Here is an 18190-nt window from a genome sequence, read left to right as displayed (position 1 = left end):
GCGGAGACATCGACATGAGCAGCCCGAACCGCCGATCCCGGCACATCACCGAGGGCATCGCCCGCGCCCCCAACCGCTCCATGTACTACGGCATGGGCTACCAGGAAGGCGACTTCGGCAAGCCGATGATCGGCGTGGCCAACGGCCACAGCACCATCACGCCCTGCAACTCGGGCCTGCAGAAGCTGGCCGACGCGGCGGTCGAGGGCCTGAAGGCGGCCGGTGCCAACCCGCAGGTCTTCGGCACGCCCACCATCTCCGACGGCATGGCCATGGGCACCGAGGGCATGAAGTACTCGCTGGTCTCGCGCGAGGTCATCGCCGACTGCGTCGAGACCTGCGTGGGCGGCCAGTGGATGGACGGCGTGCTGGTCATCGGTGGCTGCGACAAGAACATGCCCGGCGGCATGATGGGCATGCTGCGCGCCAACGTGCCCAGCCTTTACGTCTACGGCGGCACCATCCTGCCGGGCCGCTACAAGGGCCAGGACCTCAACATCGTCAGCGTCTTCGAGGCGGTCGGCCAGTTCAGTGCCGGCAAGATGAGCGAGGAGGACTTCTGCCAGATCGAGCGCCGCGCCATCCCCGGCAGCGGCTCCTGCGGCGGCATGTACACGGCCAACACGATGAGTTCGGCCTTCGAGGCACTGGGCATGAGCCTGCCCTACTCGTCGACCATGGCCAACGTCGAGCACGAGGTGGTCGACAGCGTGCGGCGCGCGGCAGCCGTGCTGGTCGAGGCGGTCAAGGCCGACCTCAAGCCGCGCGATATCGTCACCCGCCAGGCGATCGAGAACGCGGTCGCCGTGATCATGGCCACCGGCGGCTCGACCAACGCGGTGCTGCACTTCCTGGCCATCGCCCATGCGGCCGAGGTCGACTGGACCATTGACGACTTCGAGCGCGTGCGCCGGCGCGTGCCGGTGCTGTGCGACCTCAAGCCCAGCGGCCGCTACCTGGCCATCGACCTGCACCGCGCCGGCGGCATCCCGGCGGTCATGAAGGAACTGCTGGCGCATGGCCTGCTGCACGGCGACTGCCTGACCATCACCGGCCAAACCGTGGCCGAGGCGCTGGCCGACGTGCCGCCGCTGCGCGCCGACCAGGACGTGATCCGGCCGGTCGGCCAGCCGATCTATGCCGAGGGCCACCTCGCCATCCTCAAGGGCAACCTGAGCCCCGAGGGCTGCGTGGCCAAGATCACCGGCCTGAAGAACCCGGTGATGAGCGGCCCGGCGCGGGTCTTCGACGACGAGCAGTCGGCGCTGGCGGCCATCATGGACGGACGCATCGTCGCCGGCGACGTGATGGTGCTGCGCTACCTCGGTCCGAAGGGCGGACCGGGCATGCCCGAGATGCTGGCCCCGACCGGCGCGCTGATCGGCCAGGGACTGGGCGAGAGCGTCGGCCTCGTCACCGACGGCCGCTTCAGCGGCGGCACCTGGGGCATGGTGGTCGGCCACGTCGCGCCGGAGGCCCATGCGGGCGGCACGATCGCGCTGGTGCAGGAAGGCGACCGCATCACCATCGACGCGCACCGGCTGCTGCTGCAACTGGAGGTCGACGAGGCCGAGATCGCCCGCCGTCGCAGCGCCTGGACCGCGCCGCCACCGCGCTACACCCGCGGCGTGCTGGCCAAGTTCGCGTTCAACGCGGCCAGCGCCAGCGCCGGGGCGGTGCTCGACCGCTTCGCGTGAGGCCGGCCCGGCGCAGCGGCTTCAGCGGCTTCAGCGGCTTCAGCGGCTTCAGCGGCGCCGGCTGCGCCGCCGGTCCTTCAGGCCGATCGCCTCGGTCTGGCGGCGCCGGCGCTCCTTCTTGAGGTCCTCGTACTTCTGGTCCTCGAGACGGCGTGTGCGCCCGCTGGCGTCGCTCCACCACCACCACAGCAGCGCCAGGGCGAAGGGCAGCAGCCGCACCCACAGCGGCCAGCCGGCGGCCGGACCGATCTCCAGCCAGCCCGTGATCACCATCACCAAACCGAGCAACACCAAGGCCATGGCCTGTCCACCTCTTGCGGCCCGGGGCCGTTGAAACCTGCAACCTGCCGGGAAGGCCGATCCAGCCGAGCGAGCTGGCCCATGCCGTCAGGTTCGCGACAAGCGGATCGCAGGCGGATCACTAGAATCCGCCGCGCCTGAATTTACCGCAGACCCCTGTCACGTCGACCTCGACACACAACCACCGAAAGGCTGTTCATGAAGATCCCGTTCGCCCTGATCGCCGCCGCCACGCTGGTCGCCAGCCCGGCCTTCGCCAGCCAGGACCTGGCCCAGAAGAAGGCCTGCCTGGCCTGCCACGCGATCGACAAGAAGGTCGTCGGTCCGGCGTTCAAGGACATCGCCGCCAAGTACGCCGGCCAGAAGGACGCGACCGACAAGCTGGCCACCAAGGTCATCAAGGGTGGTGCCGGCGTCTGGGGCCCCGTGCCGATGCCGGCCAACACCGCCGTCAGCGAAGCCGAGGCCAAGACCCTGGTCACCTGGATCCTGAGCCAGAAGTGACCCCCGGCCGCTGCGGCGGCCACGCCCCTTCGAGAACCCCGCCCGGCGGGGTTCTTTCGTTTCAGGCCGGCGTGCGCAGCGCCAGGGCCTCCAGCCGCTGCAGGCCGCGCTCGAAGTCGCGCCCGACCATGCGGTCGATGTCCAGCAGCAGGCCCATCAGCTTGTTGGCGAACGAGGCCGGGCCCTCCATCACCCAGACCACGCGGGTGCCGCCGGCGACCGGCTCGAAGGTGAAGGCGCCCACGTTGTGGGCCTCGAAGGGCGCGAGGAAATCGAGCTTGAGCTCGATCGACCGGGCCGGGACCGAGCGCGTGATGGTCATCTCGCCCCGCCCGACCTGCCGGTTGCCCGACCAGGCATAGCGCGCGCCGGTGCCGTGCGGCGCGCCGCCGTACTCGCGCCGCAGGGCCGGATCGCGGTCTTCCCACGGCGACCAGTCGACCCAGCGGTGGAAGTCGTCGACCAGCGCATGCAGCGTCGCCGCCGGTGCCGCGATGACCGCGCTGCGCTCGATGCGGAACCGGTCCGGCCGGCGCGAGGCCCGCCACAGCAGCACCGCGACGACGGCGATCACGACGAGGAGAATCAGTTTCATGGCCACTCCGTGAGGACAGTGGCGCGATCTTGCCGCAGCACGACAGCCTGTCCACGTCCTTCGGGGGGCTTGCGGGTTAGCCTGACTGGCAAGGGCGAGGCGACCGACAAGAATCTCGGGCCACATCGGACCGCACGGAGCGGACCGCACGGAGACAACCGCCATGAAGCCCACGCCCCGCACCCGCGCCCTGCTGGCCGCCGTCGCCGGACTCTGCCTTGCCGGCAGCGCACTGGCCCAGGAGGTCACCCTCAAGTTCCACCACATCTGGAACCCGCAGGCGATGGCCTCGGTCAACGTCATCGCGCCCTGGTGCGACAAGATCGGCCGCGAGTCGGCCGGCAAGATGAAGTGCCAGGTCTTCCCGGCCATGAGCATGGGCGGCACGCCGCCGCAACTGGTCGACCAGGTCAAGGACGGCGTCGCCGACCTCATCATCACCCTGCCCGGCTACACCGCCGGCCGCTTCCCGGCGCTGGAGGTCTTCGAGCTGCCCTTCATGGCCAACTCGGCCGAGGCCGGCGCCCGCGCATCCTGGGACTACCTGCAGAAGTACGCGCTGAAGGAATTTCCGGGCACGAAGATCCTCGCGATCTGGCTGCACGACGAAGGCTACGTCCACACCCGCGACAAGCCGGTGCGCACGCTGGCCGACTTCAAGGGCCTGAAGATGCGCGCCCCGACCCGCCAGACCAACAAGCTGCTGTCCACGCTGGGCGCCAGCCCGGTGGGCATGCCGCTGCCGGCGATCGTCGATGCCGTCGGCAAGGGCACGATCGACGGTTTCCTGCTGCCCTGGGAGGTCATGCCCTCGCTGAAGCTGCACGAGATGGTCAAGTACCACTCCGAGACCGACCCGACCCGCCCGGCGCTCTACAGCGCGGTCTTTGTCTTCGCGATGAACCAGGCCCGCTACGACGCGCTGCCAGCCGACCTGAAGAAGGTCATCGACGCCAACAGCGGCGCGGTCTTCTCGCAGTCGATCGGCAAGGTCTGGGACAACAGCCAGGCCGCCGGGCGCAAGGCCGCACAGGACCACGGCAACACCTTCACGATGATCCCGGCCAGCGAGCTGGACAACTGGATCAAGGTCTCCGCACCGCTCTACGACGACTTCGTCGCCGACATGGACAAGAAGGGCATGCCGGGCAAGCAGATGCTGCAGGACGCCCGCGAACTGCTGGCGCGCTACAAGGTCACGAAGTGAACGAAGCGGTCGCGGGCCTCGGGGCCTGACGACCGCCGATCAACCGACGACCGTCCGGCACGACGCGCCCGCACCGGGCGCGTCGTCGCATTGGGCGGCCGATGACGAGGGAACGACCTTCATGTCCATGCACAACCTGCTCAGGCGCGTCGCCTGGTTCTTCGCGTTGGCCGGCGGCGCCGTGGCCTGCGCGGTCGCGCTGATGGTGGTGGCCAGCATCGCCGGCCGATCGCTGCTGTCGCGGCCCATCCCGGGCGACGTCGAGCTGACCCAGTTCGGCATCGCGCTGACCATCTCGCTGTGCCTGCCCTGGTGCCAGCTGCACGGCGCCAACATCATCGTGGACTTCTTCACCCAGCGCCTGCCCGAGCGTGCCAACCGCATGCTCGACGGCATCGGCGCGATCCTCCTGGCGCTGATGTGCGCCTTGCTGAGCCTGCGCACCGCCGCCGGTGCGCAGGCCGTCAGCGAGGCCGGCGAGACCACCATGATCCTGGGCCTGCCGATGGGCTGGAACTACCTGATGCTGGCGCCCGGCCTGGCGCTGACCACGCTGGTCGCGCTGTGGCAGGCGCAGCGCCTGCTGCGTGGCCTGGACGCCCGCACGGCCGACCTCGACGGAGCCGCCTCATGAGCCCGACCCTCATCGGCCTGCTGATGTTCGCCAGCATGCTCGTGCTGATGGGCCTGCGCGTGCCCATCGCCGCCGCGATGTTCATTCCCGGCGCCATCGGCTATGCCACGCTGTCCAGCGACATGGCGCTGCTCAACATGCTCAAGGGCAGTGCGGTGGCGCGGCTGTCGGTCTACGACCTGTCGGTGATCCCGCTGTTCCTGCTGATGGGCCAGTTCGCCACCCAGGGCGGCCTGTCGCGCGCGCTGTTCCAGGCCGCTGCCGCCTTCGTCGGCCACATCCGTGGCGGGCTGGCCATGGCCGCGGTGCTGTCGGCGGCGGCCTTCGGTGCGGTCTGCGGCTCCAGCGTCGCCACCTCGGCCACGATCACCCAGGTCGCCTATCCCGAGATGAAGGCGCACGGCTACCACGGCCGCCTGACCACCGCCGCGCTGGCCTGCGGCGGCACGCTGGGCATCCTGATCCCGCCATCGGTGCCACTGGTGGTCTACGCCATCCTGACCGAGCAGAACATCGCCAAGCTGTTCGCCGCGGCGATGGTGCCGGGCCTGATCGCCACCGTCGGCTACCTCGTGGTGATCGGCCTGGTCTGCCGCTTCAGGCCCGCGCTGGCCACGCCGAGCGAGCCACTGCCGTGGGCCGCACGCTGGAAGGCGCTGCTGGGCGTCTGGCCGATCGCTTCCATCTTCGTGGTCGTCTTCGGCGGCATCTACAGCGGCATCTTCTCGCCCACCGAGGCGGCCGCCGTCGGGGCGATCGCCACCTTCGCGGCGGCGCTGGTGCGCGGCGAGATCACGCGCGAGGGCATCGTGCGCGCCTTCACCGGCACCGCCGAGACCACCGCGATGGTCTTCATGATCTTCCTCGGCGCGGACATGATGAACTCGGCGCTGGCCCTGACCCAGATGCCCTCGCGCATCGCCGAATGGGCCGGCACGCTGCATGTCGCGCCGCTGCTGATCATCGGCGCGATCATGGTGCTCTACGTCGTGCTGGGCTGCGTCATGGACGAGCTGTCGATGATGCTGCTGACCATCCCGGTGCTCTTCCCCGCCGTGATGGCGCTGGACGTGCACGGCCTGGCCGCCGAGCCCAAGGCGATCTGGTTCGGCATCTGCGTGCTGATGACCGTCGGCATCGGCATGACCGCGCCACCGGTCGGCCTGAACGTCTACGTCGTCAACAGCCTCGCACGCGAGGTGCCGATGCACGAGACCTACAAGGGCGTGCTGCCCTTCCTGGTCAGCGACGCGCTGCGCCTGATCGCGATCCTGCTGGTGCCGGGCATCGCGATCGGCGTGCTGCCGTGGTTCTTCCGCTGACGCGTCAGCGGAAGAACCACGGCCGGTCTCACTTCGCGTCGACCAGCGCGCCGATGTCCAGCAGCGTCAGCTCGTTGTCGTCGGGCTTGCCGATCTGGCGGCCCGACGAATACGGGAAGTTGTTGTCGTTGACGACCACGACATGGCGCGCATCGACCACCGTCAGGCCTTCCGGGCCGAGGTGCGGCAGCACGAAGACGTCCTCGTTCGGGCCGACCTTGGCCAGGCGTTTCGGGTTGGCGATCTTCGTCAGGTCGATGTAGGCCACCTTGCGCACGAAGCCGTCGGCATCGGCGCCGGCCAGGTCGATCTTGTAGATGCGCTTGAAGCGGGCCGGCCGCGTGAAGCAGTCGGTGCGCGGCTCGTCCGGGCAGCCCGGGCCGGCGCCTTCGGTGGCGTCGTCGCGCTCGATCACCAGGCCGGTGCGGGCGTCGAGCAGCTGGAAGTCGGCGGCCACGTTGCCCACGGCCTCGAAGCGGTACTTCCAGGTCTTGCCGGTGTAGCGGCGGCTCGCCGCGTCCAGTTCGAGGATGCGGGTGTAGGGCTTGCCGTCGACCTGTTCCTGCGCCTTGCTGGCGGCATCCCACAGCGGCCACTCGAACATCGGGTAGAGCGTCTTGCCATCGGGCGACTTCGCCATCGGCTCGAAGCCACCGGAGCGGCGCACCTCCCAGCCACCGGCGTCGGCCGGGTAGTTGGGCAGGCGGCCTTGCGAATGGTGGTCCGGGCCGCGATAGGTCCTGTCGCCGACGGTGGTCTCGATCAGGCCGAGCGCCTCGCCCTGGTGGTTGAAGCGGATCACGTAGGGACCGAACTCGTCGCCGATCCACCACTCGTCGCCCACCACCTGCAGCGACTCGATGTCGAGGTCCGCGCCCGTCAGGAAACGCTCGCGGGTGGCCTCGTTCTGGATCAGGAAGGGGACCTTGCGCTGCGGGTCGCGCAGGAAGGTCGTGTGCAGGCGGCGGACCTGGCCCGAGGCCCAGTCGGCCTTGACACGGTGGACCATCAGCAGCGCATCGGCCGAGTTGATCCGGCTGCCGAAGCCGTTGTCGGTCATCGCCAGGAACTCGTCCTTGCCCAGCGCCACGATGGCCGAGAAGCCCTGCACCGACTGGCCCTGGATGGGCAGCGCGCCACCCGAGGCCCGCGGGAACTTCGGGTCGCCGACGAAGGTGTTGCCGGGCACGCTGCCGAGGCTCTCGACGCGCAGCCGGTTGGCGGCGACAAACTTGCCGGCGGTCTGGTACAGCGGCCCGGCCTCGCGCGGCGCGGCCACGGTCGCGTCATGCGGCAGGCGGGCATGGCCGGCCAGCACGGCGGTGACCTCGGTCTGCGCCTGGACCGCCGGTGCGGCAAGGGCGCAGGCCAGCGAGGCCAGCAGCGCCGTCAGGACGGGATGGAACTTGAACATGTCGGACTCCGGTGGAGAAAGGTTCGTGATGACGTTCAGGCCGACCGGCCCAGGCTCAGGGCAGCGTGACACCGGCGGCCGTGATGACCGACTTGTGCGCGTAGTTGCCCGCCAGCGGACGCGCGATCGGCGTGTTGGCGATCACGTAGTCGGCGAAGGTCTGCGTGTAGAGCAGGTAGGTGTTGACGTAGGCGCCGGTGCGGAAGATCGCGCCAAGCGTCGCGTAGCCGTCCTGGCCGGCCGCGACGAAGTCGTTGGTCACCAGCACATAGGTCTGGGTCGGGACGATCGCCGACCAGGTGTTGCCCACCCGGCTGCGCACCTCGACGTTCGTGACACGGCTGCCCTTGGCCTTGCTCATGTCCAGGTCCCAGCGCAGGCCGGCCGCATAGGGGTGCGAGCCGGTGGATTGCAGGTTGTCCAGGTGGTTGGCGATGCCATCCTCGAGCGCGGCCACCATCTGCGCGCCGGTCACGTTCATCTCGACCAGCACGTTGGTGAAGGGCAGCAGCGTGAAGGCCGTGTTCATCGTCAGCGTGCCGGCCGCCACCGGCACGCGCACGCCGCCGGCGTTCTGAAGCGCGAAGTCCGCGCGCAGGCTGGCCTTGAGGAAGGCCTCCGACACGACCTGGGCCGCATCGCTGCCTCGCGCCAGCGTGTTGGCGGTCTCGCAGCCCGGCACGGTGGCCGAGCGGTTGGTCGTCTCGCCCGGCACGCGCACGAGGCACAGCGCCTCGCTGGCGGTGCCGATGGTCTTGGCCTTCTCGGCGGTGACCTGGCTGGTGTAGGTCGACAAGATGGCGGCCGCGCCCGCATCCGGCGTCGTCACCTTGATGCGCGGATCGGCGGCCAGCTTGGTCAGCAGGTCAGCCTTGGTCGGCTCATCGACGGCGACGAAGGCGGTGCCATTGCTGCGCTTGAAGGTGTCACCGATCACCAGCGAGGCATGGCCGCCGCAGCTGGCCACCGCACCGCGGCTGTTGAAGGACACGTTCATCAGTCCGAAGACCTTGGCATATTCCCAGGCCTGGCCGATGCAGACGGTGTCACCGTCGCGGTTGGTGACCCGGGTGGGATAGGCGCCCGAGCTGCTCAGTCCGAAGGCCGTGAAGTCGCCCAGCAGGGTGTGGGAGTCACCGCCGATGATGACGTCGACATCGCTCAGGCGGGCGGCCATCGCGCGGTCGTTGTCGTAGCCCTGGTGCGTCATCAGCACGATGTGGCGGATGCCCTGCGCCTTGAGCTCGTCGATGTAGCGCTGCGCGGTGGCCGCCTCGTCGAGGAACTGCGTGGTCGACAGCGGGCGCGATGAGTTGGTGGTCTTGCCGGCGATGTCCAGGCCGATGATGCCGACGTTCACGCCGTCGTAGGTCTTGACGATGTAGGGCCGGATGACCGGCGCGCCGGCCGGGTTCAGCGGCGTGCCGCTGGCCGGCACGACGTTGGCGGCCAGCACCGGCGTCTGGCACAGCGGGGTGTAGAGCGCGTCGATGAAGTTGCGGGTCGCCTGGTCACCGTCGTCGAACTCATGGTTGCCCAGCTCGAAGGCGTCGAAGCAGATGGTGTTCATCATCTTCGCGTCGGCCTCGCCCTTGTAGAACGTGTAGTACAGCGTGCCCGTCACGGCATCGCCTGCGTGCAGCTTGAGCAGGTTGCGGGTGCCAGCCTGGGCCTTGAACAGCGTGGTCAGACGCGCGAATCCACCGAGGTCAACCTGCGTGGCCACGCCGTCGAGCGTGAGCTGCGTGTTCGCGATCGGCTCAAGCTGCGAGTGGTGGTCGTTGATGTGCGCGATGTTGATCTCGATGGGCGCGTAGGTCGTGGCCGCCGTGGTCTCGCCATCGGAACCACCACAGCCGACAAGGGCGGCCAGGACGGCGGTGAACAGCACGGACCTGACGACCAGGCGACGAAGGACGGGGAGGCGAGCGGACATGGGCGGGTTCGGGTGTGGAGGAAAGTCCGCACACTGCCGATTCACCGTGTAACGGTCATGACAGGCGCAGCGCGCGTTCCCGTCCGATCCGCGTGGGAGCGGCCACCGCCGCGCTGCGCAGCAGCTGGTCGGCCAGGATGTCGACCACCTCGAAGACCGCGCGGTTGTCGCAGCCCAGCACGCGCCGACGGAACTCGGGCAGGCGCTGCAGCAGCTCGTCGACCGCCGCGCCGATCTGGCCGATCGAGCCGATCACCAGGCCATAGCCTTGCTCGCGCACCCAGTCGGTGTTGTAGCGTTCCTGCGGCATCGTGCGGCTGTTGCGGAAGGTGATGACCGGCAGGCCGGCCTGCACCGCCTCGCTGAGACTGCCGGGGCCGGGCTTGCCGCAGAACCAGCTGCCCAGCTGCAGCAGCGCCACCACCTCGCTCGTGTAGCCGACCACCGCATGCGGCGCGCCGCGCCTGAGCTGGCTCAGTCGGTGAGCCAGCGCTTCATTGCGGCCACACATCAGGATCAGCTGGTGGCCGTCCAGCTCGCGGGCGATGCGCAGCATCTGGCTGGATCCTTCGCCGCCGAACATCACGATGCCGACAGGGCGCTCCGGGTCCAGGCCCAGCGCGCGCAGGCCCGCCTCGCGCCGGTCGCGGGTCATCGGCCGGGCCTCGTGGAACTCGGGCCGCAGGATCATGCCGGTGGTCAGGTCCAGGCGGGCATCGGGCACGCCGGCCTCGCGGGCCTGGGCCAGCGCACGCTCGCTGCCGCAGACGATGCGCTGCTGCGGCGCGTCCGGCTCGATCCAGAAGTGCGGCGGCAGGTCGGCGATGTCGGTCATCACCGTCACGAAGGGCACGCCCGGCAGGCTGGCCTGCAGCGACAGGCACAGCGCGCGGTTGAAGTTGGGCACCAGCGAGACCACCAGGTCGGGCTCGCTGCGCAGCCAGTGCTGCGACAGGCGCTGGCAGATCAGCTCGTGGCTGGCGCGGATCAGGCCCTGCAGCAGCTTCAGCTCGGGCTTCATGCCCCAGGTCCAGCCGTGCGCCAGCCGCTTGTTGTAGAGATCCTCGGGCGCGAGTCCGGTGAGCTTGCGGAACTGCTCGTTCGGATCGAGCACCTCGACCAGGTCGACGCGCCGCACGTGCCAGGGCCGGCGCTGCCGGGCGATCACCTGTTCCAGCGCCACGGCGGCCGCACGGTGGCCGCCGCCGTAGTTGAAGTAGACAAGGTCGACGGTCTGCATGGCCGCGATGGTCCGCAGCCACCGCGTCGGAATCGTGACGGGAGCGTGTCGATGCGGTGACGCTCAGCGCGCCGGCGGCACCGCCGGCCGCAGCAGCGGCTGGCCCATGCGGATGCGCGCGCCGTTGGCGATGCCCTCGCACAGCGTCCAGCCGCGTGGCGCGAACACGATGATGGTCGAGCCGTGCTGGAACCAGCCCATTTCCTCGCCCTTGCGGAAGCTCGCCTGCACCGGGATCTCGTTCGGGCCGCGGTAGCGCACATGCAGCAGCGTGTCGAGGAAATGCAGCCGCAGGCTGGCCACCAGGATGGCCGCCACCGGCACGATGGCGATCGGCTCGCCGGTGCGCGCCAGTCGCGTGTTGAGCACCGCACGCTCGTTGCGGCAGAACAGCTTCTCGACCCGCTGCAGCGCGATCGGGTTGACGTTCCAGGTGTCGCCGCTGAGGTAGGTGACATGCTCGACCGACAGGTCCTGCGGCGCATGGAAGCGGTGGTACATCGCCGAGGTCAGCCGCAGCGTGACGAACACGCCGTCGTGGAAGGGCGTGGTGTCCTGGTTCGGACCGAACAGCTCGGCCAGCTCGTACGGGTAGCCCTTGGCCTGGAAGACCCGCGTGCCCTCCACAGCGCCGCAGGCGCCGACGATGGCGTCGCTCGGGCTGCACAGGCCGTCAGGGTCCGCATCGACGGGCCGCGCCTCGGGCCGGATCGGCCGCGTGAAGCAATCGTGCAGCGAGCCATAGCGCTGGGGCGGCGACTCGCTCAGGTCGAGGTCGGTGAAGCAGCGCCAGACCGCGATCGACAGCCGCGCCAGCAGCGGGCTGCGGATCTGGCTGTACCAGCCCATGAAGCGGGTCAGCGCGATGCGTGGCACCCGGTTGGTGAGCAGGAAGTTGAGGTCTTCCTGGGCCAGGATCTTCTGCAGCAGTGACGTTTTCATGACGTTGTCAATTCTGAAAGTTAGACATCGGGTCTCGCTTCAACCCACGGCCCTCGAAGGCCACGGAACGGACCCATGAACGATTCCTTTGCGCTCACCGCGGTGGCGCTTGCCACGCTGGCCTGGCTGGTGCCCAAGGCTCATCGACGGCTTGAGCTGTCGCGTGCCAAGCACCGCTCGCTGACCGGCCATTCCCGCATGGCCAAGCGCGTGGCCGGGCAGATCCCCGGCTATGCCTACGACGAGGCCCAGTTCTTCGGCTGCGACGGTGCGGCCGACGAGGTCCTGGCGCGCCGCCGCGCCGGCTTCGCCCGGCTGTGCGACACGCTGGCCACGCGCCACCCGAAGAGCATCGCCGCCACCGCCGAGGCGCGCGAGATGCTGGCCGACCTGCAGTTCACCGGCAGCTACCGGGTGCCCTACCCCTTCAGCCCCTACCTGCGACAGCACCTCAAGCTCGGCGGCTTCCTGGCGTCGTCCGAAGGCGTGAAGGTGCGCGACCTCGACGGCGCCGAGTTCTACGACCTGACCGGCTCCTACGGCGTCAACCTGCTGGGCTACGACACCTACAAGGCCTGCATCGCCGAGGGCGTGCAGACCGCCGAGTCGCTCGGCCCGGTGCTGGGCGCCTACCACCCGGTGCTGATCGAGAACATGCGCCGCCTGAAGGCCATCTCCGGCCAGGACGAGGTGAGCTTCCACATGTCCGGCACCGAAGCCGTCATGCAGGCCGTGCGCCTGGCCCGTTACCACACCCGCCGCCGCAACCTGGTGCGCTTCGCCGGGGCGTACCACGGCTGGTGGGAGGACGTGCAGCCCGGCCCCGGCAACCCGCTGCCACCGCGCGAGACCTACACGCTGGCCGACATGAGCGAGCAGGCGCTGAAGGTCATCGGCAGCCGCAAGGACATCGCCTGCGTGCTGATCAACCCGCTGCAGGCGCTGCACCCGAACAGCGCCGCGCCGGGCGATTCGTCGCTGGTCGACGGCAGCCGCCGGGCCGGCTACGACCGCGCGGCCTACACCGCCTGGCTGCACCGCCTGCGCGAGGTCTGCACGGCCAACGGCGTCGTGCTGATCTTCGACGAGGTCTTCATGGGCTTCCGGCTGGCGCCGGGCGGCGCGCAGGAGTACTTCGGCGTCCGGGCCGACATGGTCACGTACGGCAAGACGCTGGGCGGCGGTCTGCCGGTCGGCGTGGTGTGTGGCAAGCATGAACTGATGAAGCGCTATCGCGAGGATCGTCCGGCCGACATCTGCTTCGCACGCGGCACCTTCAACGCCCACCCCTACGTGCTGGGCGCGATGAAGGCCTTCCTCGACCGCCTGGAGACGCCCGAGGTGCGGGCCCTCTACGACGGCCTGGAGGACCGCTGGAACGGCCGCGCCGAACGCTTCAATGCCGCGCTGGCGCAGGCAGGCGTGCCGGTGCGGGTGGCCAACCTCTCGACGGTCTGGACGGTGCTCTACACGCAGCCGGCGCGCCACCACTGGATGCTGCAGTTCTACCTGCGCGCCCAGGGCCTGGCGCTGAGCTGGGTCGGCAGCGGCCGGCTGATCTTCAGCCTGAACTACGACGACACCGACTTCGCCGAGGTGCAGCAGCGCTTCGTCGCCGCCGCGCTGGCGATGAAGGCCGACGGCTGGTGGGACACGCCGCCCGAGCTGAGCCACAAGGCCATCAAGCGCGGCCTGCTGCGCGAGATGCTCGGACACCGCTTCGGCCGATGAACACGCGGCTGGCGTGAAGAAGGCCGGCCCGAGGGCCGGCCTTCTGCGTCGGATAGCACGATGCGTCAGGGCCGCCTGCGGCCCGTCGCCCACCTGCGAAGGACTCAGCGGGTGACGCTCTCTGCCTCGGCGGCAACGCCGTCTTCCGGGGACGCGCCAGCCTGCGAACCCGCATGCGACCCCGCATGCGAACCCACATGGCTGCGCACATGGTCCATCGGGTCGATGCGCTGGCCGCGCAGCAGGTACAGCGGCGAGCGGTGGTACATCTTGATGTCGTGGAAGGGGTCCGTGATGATCTTGGTGGCCCAGGCCACGCCGGTCATGAAGTCCTGCGTCAGCCACAGCTGCACGACGCGGAAGATCAGGCCGGAGACACCCAGCGCGAGCCAGGCGATGCCCACGTCATGCACCCAGCCGCCGAAGTCGGTGGCCGGCTCGATCAGGCCGCCGACCGACGGCGCAAACCACAGCACGGCCGGGATCACGACCCAGGCGCCCATCAGCACGATCTTGCGGCGGATGTTGTAGCCGATCTTGATCTCTTCCTTGTGCTCGTCGGTGGCCTGGTTGACCTCGTCGTAGCCACGCGGCTCGAAGAAGAAATGGCCGGCCTGGCGGCTCAGCATCGAGATGCACCACGCCACGATGGCGGCCATGGCCGGGTCGATGAACAGCAGCACGTAGGACACCAGGAAGCTGATCGCGCTGAGCAGGTGCAGGCTCTGGTTGATGCGGCAGTGGTGGTAGTAGCGGTGGTCATCCCAGCGCTGCACGGCCAGGGTTTCAAGCAAGCGGTTCACGTCGGTCCTCGGGTGGGGGAGCGGTCGGTCGATCGGGCGATCGGCCGTTCGGGGCATCGGGGCATCGGGGCATTGGCCCGGTGCCTTGCGGCACGGCCAGGGCACGATGCCAGCGTGTCACGATGGTGACGAGCGGACATGAAAGACGCGTGACGGATCGGCGACAGCTTGCCCTGTCATCGAATTGTTGCGAGCCCGGCGCAGCATCGTCACCATGAGCCCTGCCCTCGCCTGCCTGCCGTCCGACGGCCGCGCCCGCACGCTGCGCATCGCCTGCGTGACCGAGACCTATCCGCCCGAGGTCAATGGCGTCGCGATGACGCTGGCCCGCGTGGTCGAGGGCCTGGTCACACGCGGCCACGACGTCGACCTGATGCGCCCGCGCCAGGCTGGCGAATCCTGCACCGGGCCGCGCCCCGAACTCGTCGGCGGCCTGCGCCTGCACCGCCTGCCCGGCCTGCCCATCCCCCTCTACGCCGACCTGCGCATGGGCCTGCCGGCCGCTCGCATGCTGCGCAGGATGTGGCAGCAGCGCCGCCCGGACGTCGTGCACATCGCCACCGAAGGCCCGCTCGGCGCTTCGGCTCGCCGTGCGGCACGTTCGCTGGGCCTGCCGGTCTGCTCGGACTTCCGCACCAACTTCCACGCCTACAGCGGCCACTACGGCATCGGCTTCCTGCACCGTCCGATCGCCGCCTGGCTGCGCCACTTCCACAACGGCTGCGACGCCACCATGGTGCCCACCGAGGCCCTGCGCGACGAGCTGGCCGCCCAGGGCTTTCGCGACCTGCACGTGGTGACGCGCGGCGTCGACACCGTGCGCTATGCACCCGCGCACCGCAGCGAGGCGCTGCGCCAGCGCTGGGGCGCCGGGCCGGACGATCCGGTCGTGCTCTACGTCGGCCGGGTCGCGGCGGAGAAGAACCTCGCGGTGCTGAGCGCCGCCTTCGACGCCATCGCCCGCACGCTGCCGAAGGCGCGTCTGGTCGTGGTCGGCGACGGCCCGCAGCGCGCCGAGCTGCAGGCCCGCCACCCCGAGGTGGTCTTCGCCGGCCAGCAGCGCGGGGCCGAACTGGCCGCCCACTACGCCAGCGCCGACCTGTTCGTCTTCGCCAGCCTGACCGAGACCTTCGGCAACGTGACCACCGAGGCCATGGCCAGCGGCCTGGCCGTGGTGGCCTACGACCATGCCGCCGCCGGCGAGCTGGTCGAGCCAGGCCAACACGGGCTGCTGGCGTCGCCGGGCGATGTCCGGGCCTTCGTGGCTCATGCGCTGAGCCTGTCGTCGGACCTGGCACGCTGCCGCCAGCACGGCCGGCAGGCTCGCCTGCGGGCCGAGGACCTGGGCTGGGACGCGATCGTCGCGCGCTTCGAGTCGGTGCTGCGCGGCGCGATCGCGCGCCATGCCGAACCGGCAGCGGCCGCGCCGCTGGCTGCGGGCCTGCCGCTCAGTCCCTGAGCCGGATCAGCCCGTCGCGCCGGCTGGCGTCGACGGCTGTGGCGCAAGCGCCCCGGCCAGCCGGGCGCGTCGGGCACGCCGGTGCTCCAGCACGATCAGGCCAGCGATCGCCAGCGCGATGGCCAGGCCGAAGCCCCACATCAGCGGCACGATGCCGACGTCCAGCGCCAGCAGGCCGGCATAGATCGCCAGCATGGCCAGCACGCTGGCGTTCTCGTTGAAGCCCTGGACGGCGATCGACCGGCCGGCACTCAGCAGCTCGCAGCCGCGGTGCTGGAGCAAGGCGTTCAGCGGCACCACCATCAGCCCGCCGACGGCCCCGACGATGACCAGCAGCGCCAGCGCCAGCGGCAGCGACGAGGTCACCGCCACCACCGGCATGGTCAGCCCCAGCGCGACGCCGGCCCACAGCATGTGCTTGGCCTGGTGCAGCGCGACCCAGCGGCCGGCCGCGGTCGCGCCGACCACCACGCCGATGGCCACGGCCGCCTGCAGGAAGGCCGCCCGGTCGAGCGGCAGGTGCAGCACGTCGGCGGCCCAGCGCAGCACGATGAACTGCAGCGTCGCGCCCAGGCCCCAGAAGATGGTCGTGACCGCCAGCGACAGGCCGCCATCCGGATCCCGCCAGAGCAGGCGGTTGGCCTCGCGGAAGGCGCGCAGCAGCGCCCGCGGATGGATCTCGCAGGCGGGGTAGCGGGCGCCGCTGTCGGGCACGCCCACGGTCAGCCAGGACGCCAGCGCATGCACCGCAAGCACCGCCAGCAGGGACAGGCCGAGCACCCCCTCCGCTGGCTGGCCCGTCAGCCACGCGACCGCTTCACGCCAGGCCAGCGAGGCCGTCGAGCCGGTCCACCACGGCCCGACCAGCACGCCGCCGACGACGGCACCCAGCAGGGCCGCGCCGACCACCGAGACCTCGATCCAGCCGTTGGCCTCGACCAGCCGGTCGGCACCGACCATCTCGGTCACCAGGCCGTACTTGGCCGGCGCATAGGCGGCCGCACCGAAGCCGACGATCGAGAAGGCCAGCAGCACCGGCCAGCCCAGCAGCAGGCCGACCACGCCCAGCACCTTGACGAGGTTCATCCAGGCCATCAAACGGGCCTTGGGCCAGGCATCGGCGAGCGGGCCGACGACCGGCGCCAGCAGCACGTAGGACAGCGTGAAGCCGAACTTGAGCATCGGCGCCCACCAGCCCGGCGCGCCCTGTTCGACCAGCAAGGCGATGGTGACGATCAGCAGCGCGTTGTCGGCCAGCGCCGAACAGAACTGCGCCGCGATCAGGCGATGGAAGCCGCGCGGCAGGCCGGCCCCTGCCGCCGAACCGGCGTGGCGGTGCACCGCTCAGGCCGCTTGCGCGTAGGACGGCATCGCCACCCGCTGCGGCTGGCCCGCGCCACGCTGCAGCCAGCCGCGATGCCAGTCGGCGAACTCGGCCAGGCCGCGCGCCAGCGGCGTGCGCGGCCAGTCGCCGATGGCCGCACGCAACCGGGTCGGGTCGGACTCGGTGTGCGGCACGTCGCCGACCTGCAGGGGCGCATGCTCGATCACCGCGCGCCGGCCGATGGCCTGCTCCAGGCCGGCGACCAGCTCGTTGACCGTCGCCGGCACGCTGTGGCCGACGTTGAAGATCTCGACCGGCGCGCCCTGCGCATCGGGCCGTGGCGCGCCGCGCTCGATCAGGCGGCAGACCGCCTCGACGGTGTCGTCCACATAGGTGAAGTCGCGCCGCAGCTCGCCGCGGCCGAACACGACGATGGGCAGGCCCAGGCGGATGCGCTCGGAGAACAGCCAGCAGGCCATGTCCGGACGGCCCCAGGGACCGTAGACGGTGAAGAAGCGCAGCGAGGTCGTCGGCAGGCCGTGGACCCGCGCGGTCGCATGGGCCATGGCCTCGTTGGCGACCTTGGTGGCGGCGTAGAAGGACGCCGGACGGTCGATGCGGTCCGACTCGGAAAAGGGTCGCGCACCGCCCTCGCCCTCGCCCTCGCGGTGGCCGTAGACGCTCGACGAGCTGGCATGCAGCAGGTGGCCGACGCCGGCGCGGCGGCAGGCCTCCAGCACCGAGCCGAAGCCCAGCAGGTTGGCCTGGACGTAGTCCAGTGGCGCGTCGACCGAGTGGCGCACGCCGGCCTGCGCTGCCAGGTGCAGCACCACCTGTGCGCCGCTGGCCTCGACCAGCCGCTGCGTGGCCGCGACGTCGGTCAGGTCGACATGCTGCACGTTCACGCCGACCGGCCAGAGCAGCTCCTGCACGCGCGCCTGCTTGAGCTTCGGGTCGTAGTAGGCATTGAAGTTGTCGCAGGCCGACACGCGATGGCCACGGCCAACCAGTGCGCGGGCGACGTGCGCGCCGATGAAGCCAGCTGCACCGGTAACGAGGATCGAGGTCATGCCGCGATGCTG

The 18190-nt window shown here is 70.1% G+C and carries 16 protein-coding genes; 7 read left to right on the top strand and 9 right to left on the bottom strand.

The genetic code is table 11. The features are described 5' to 3' along the window. Nucleotides 1-14: 14 nt before the first annotated feature. Entirely contained in the window at nucleotides 15-1697 is a 1683-nt protein-coding gene (gene ilvD, locus Q8X39_RS15895; protein ID WP_305750661.1) for a dihydroxy-acid dehydratase, read from the top strand. A gap of 48 nt (nucleotides 1698-1745) precedes the next feature. Here the strand turns inward: ilvD and Q8X39_RS15890 are convergent, their stop codons facing one another. Then, a complete protein-coding gene (locus tag Q8X39_RS15890) occupies nucleotides 1746-1997 on the bottom strand; it encodes a TIGR04438 family Trp-rich protein (RefSeq protein ID WP_305750660.1) in 252 nt (83 codons plus the stop codon). Nucleotides 1998-2195: 198 nt separating this feature from the next. Here Q8X39_RS15890 and Q8X39_RS15885 point away from each other — a divergent pair, with 198 nt between their 5' ends. Next, a complete protein-coding gene (locus tag Q8X39_RS15885; RefSeq protein ID WP_305750659.1) occupies nucleotides 2196-2501 on the top strand; it encodes a c-type cytochrome in 306 nt (101 codons plus the stop codon). Between the two features lie 61 nt (nucleotides 2502-2562). Here Q8X39_RS15885 and Q8X39_RS15880 read toward each other — a convergent pair whose 3' ends face one another. Then, nucleotides 2563-3096, bottom strand: a complete 534-nt coding sequence (locus Q8X39_RS15880; RefSeq protein ID WP_305750658.1) for an SRPBCC family protein — start codon at nucleotides 3094-3096, stop codon at nucleotides 2563-2565. Nucleotides 3097-3259: 163 nt separating this feature from the next. Here Q8X39_RS15880 and Q8X39_RS15875 point away from each other — a divergent pair, with 163 nt between their 5' ends. The 3 genes from Q8X39_RS15875 (at nucleotide 3260) to Q8X39_RS15865 (ending at nucleotide 6259) form a co-directional block, all read left to right on the top strand. Continuing rightward, complete coding sequence (locus Q8X39_RS15875; RefSeq protein WP_305750657.1) at nucleotides 3260-4303, top strand: TRAP transporter substrate-binding protein; 1044 nt, start codon at nucleotides 3260-3262, stop codon at nucleotides 4301-4303. Between the two features lie 121 nt (nucleotides 4304-4424). Next, nucleotides 4425-4937, top strand: a complete 513-nt coding sequence (locus Q8X39_RS15870; RefSeq protein WP_305750656.1) for a TRAP transporter small permease — start codon at nucleotides 4425-4427, stop codon at nucleotides 4935-4937. After that, nucleotides 4934-6259, top strand: coding sequence for a TRAP transporter large permease (locus Q8X39_RS15865; protein WP_305750655.1), 1326 nt, complete (start codon nucleotides 4934-4936; stop codon nucleotides 6257-6259). Before Q8X39_RS15870 ends, Q8X39_RS15865 begins: the two co-directional genes overlap by 4 nt. Nucleotides 6260-6287: 28 nt before the next feature. Here Q8X39_RS15865 and Q8X39_RS15860 read toward each other — a convergent pair whose 3' ends face one another. The 4 genes from Q8X39_RS15860 to asd form a co-directional block, all read right to left on the bottom strand. After that, nucleotides 6288-7673 carry an esterase-like activity of phytase family protein gene (locus Q8X39_RS15860; protein WP_305750654.1) on the bottom strand — a complete coding sequence of 462 codons (1386 nt, stop codon included), beginning with the start codon at nucleotides 7671-7673 and terminating at the stop codon, nucleotides 6288-6290. Nucleotides 7674-7728: 55 nt separating this feature from the next. Next, nucleotides 7729-9609, bottom strand: a complete 1881-nt coding sequence (locus tag Q8X39_RS15855; protein ID WP_305750653.1) for a bifunctional metallophosphatase/5'-nucleotidase — start codon at nucleotides 9607-9609, stop codon at nucleotides 7729-7731. 55 nt (nucleotides 9610-9664) lie between these two features. Beyond that, on the bottom strand, nucleotides 9665-10849 hold the full coding sequence (locus Q8X39_RS15850; protein ID WP_305750652.1) for a glycosyltransferase family protein: 1185 nt from the start codon (nucleotides 10847-10849) through the stop codon (nucleotides 9665-9667). 63 nt (nucleotides 10850-10912) lie between these two features. Continuing rightward, complete coding sequence (gene asd / locus Q8X39_RS15845) at nucleotides 10913-11791, bottom strand: archaetidylserine decarboxylase (protein ID WP_305750651.1); 879 nt, start codon at nucleotides 11789-11791, stop codon at nucleotides 10913-10915. Nucleotides 11792-11866: 75 nt separating this feature from the next. Here asd and Q8X39_RS15840 point away from each other — a divergent pair, with 75 nt between their 5' ends. Continuing rightward, complete coding sequence (locus tag Q8X39_RS15840; protein ID WP_305750650.1) at nucleotides 11867-13522, top strand: aminotransferase class III-fold pyridoxal phosphate-dependent enzyme; 1656 nt, start codon at nucleotides 11867-11869, stop codon at nucleotides 13520-13522. A gap of 104 nt (nucleotides 13523-13626) precedes the next feature. Here Q8X39_RS15840 and Q8X39_RS15835 read toward each other — a convergent pair whose 3' ends face one another. Next, nucleotides 13627-14325: a hypothetical protein gene (locus tag Q8X39_RS15835; protein ID WP_305750649.1), complete on the bottom strand. Its 699-nt coding sequence runs from the start codon at nucleotides 14323-14325 to the stop codon at nucleotides 13627-13629. 214 nt (nucleotides 14326-14539) lie between these two features. Here Q8X39_RS15835 and Q8X39_RS15830 point away from each other — a divergent pair, with 214 nt between their 5' ends. Beyond that, nucleotides 14540-15784 (top strand): glycosyltransferase family 4 protein, encoded by a 1245-nt coding sequence (locus Q8X39_RS15830; protein WP_305750648.1) that lies wholly within the window; start codon nucleotides 14540-14542, stop codon nucleotides 15782-15784. Nucleotides 15785-15790: 6 nt separating this feature from the next. Here the strand turns inward: Q8X39_RS15830 and lplT are convergent, their stop codons facing one another. Both lplT and Q8X39_RS15820 read right to left on the bottom strand, forming a co-directional pair. Further along, nucleotides 15791-17125 (bottom strand): lysophospholipid transporter LplT, encoded by a 1335-nt coding sequence (lplT, locus tag Q8X39_RS15825; protein ID WP_305750647.1) that lies wholly within the window; start codon nucleotides 17123-17125, stop codon nucleotides 15791-15793. 3 nt (nucleotides 17126-17128) lie between these two features. Next, nucleotides 17129-18178 carry an NAD-dependent epimerase/dehydratase family protein gene (locus Q8X39_RS15820; protein WP_305750646.1) on the bottom strand — a complete coding sequence of 350 codons (1050 nt, stop codon included), beginning with the start codon at nucleotides 18176-18178 and terminating at the stop codon, nucleotides 17129-17131. Nucleotides 18179-18190: the final 12 nt, after the last annotated feature.

This window comes from Leptothrix discophora, from assembly GCF_030705305.1.
GTDB classification, from domain to species: domain Bacteria; phylum Pseudomonadota; class Gammaproteobacteria; order Burkholderiales; family Burkholderiaceae_C; genus Sphaerotilus; species Sphaerotilus discophorus.
The sequence above is the reverse complement of the archived record's forward strand: the minus strand, read 5'-3'. Positions and strand labels throughout refer to the sequence as shown.

Excerpts from the sequence above, each read along its gene's own strand:
- Q8X39_RS15840 (WP_305750650.1), top strand. The coding sequence starts at position 11,867 with ATGAACGATTCCTTTGCGCTCACCGCGGTGGCGCTTGCCACGCTGGCC.
- ilvD (WP_305750661.1), top strand. The coding sequence starts at position 15 with ATGAGCAGCCCGAACCGCCGATCCCGGCACATCACCGAGGGCATCGCC.
- Q8X39_RS15865 (WP_305750655.1), top strand. The coding sequence starts at position 4,934 with ATGAGCCCGACCCTCATCGGCCTGCTGATGTTCGCCAGCATGCTCGTG.
- Q8X39_RS15855 (WP_305750653.1), bottom strand. The coding sequence starts at position 9,609 with ATGTCCGCTCGCCTCCCCGTCCTTCGTCGCCTGGTCGTCAGGTCCGTG.
- Q8X39_RS15875 (WP_305750657.1), top strand. The coding sequence starts at position 3,260 with ATGAAGCCCACGCCCCGCACCCGCGCCCTGCTGGCCGCCGTCGCCGGA.
- Q8X39_RS15850 (WP_305750652.1), bottom strand. The coding sequence starts at position 10,849 with ATGCAGACCGTCGACCTTGTCTACTTCAACTACGGCGGCGGCCACCGT.
- Q8X39_RS15860 (WP_305750654.1), bottom strand. The coding sequence starts at position 7,673 with ATGTTCAAGTTCCATCCCGTCCTGACGGCGCTGCTGGCCTCGCTGGCC.
- Q8X39_RS15870 (WP_305750656.1), top strand. The coding sequence starts at position 4,425 with ATGTCCATGCACAACCTGCTCAGGCGCGTCGCCTGGTTCTTCGCGTTG.
- Q8X39_RS15885 (WP_305750659.1), top strand. The coding sequence starts at position 2,196 with ATGAAGATCCCGTTCGCCCTGATCGCCGCCGCCACGCTGGTCGCCAGC.
- Q8X39_RS15820 (WP_305750646.1), bottom strand. The coding sequence starts at position 18,178 with ATGACCTCGATCCTCGTTACCGGTGCAGCTGGCTTCATCGGCGCGCAC.
- Q8X39_RS15880 (WP_305750658.1), bottom strand. The coding sequence starts at position 3,096 with ATGAAACTGATTCTCCTCGTCGTGATCGCCGTCGTCGCGGTGCTGCTG.
- asd (WP_305750651.1), bottom strand. The coding sequence starts at position 11,791 with ATGAAAACGTCACTGCTGCAGAAGATCCTGGCCCAGGAAGACCTCAAC.
- Q8X39_RS15890 (WP_305750660.1), bottom strand. The coding sequence starts at position 1,997 with ATGGCCTTGGTGTTGCTCGGTTTGGTGATGGTGATCACGGGCTGGCTG.
- Q8X39_RS15830 (WP_305750648.1), top strand. The coding sequence starts at position 14,540 with ATGAGCCCTGCCCTCGCCTGCCTGCCGTCCGACGGCCGCGCCCGCACG.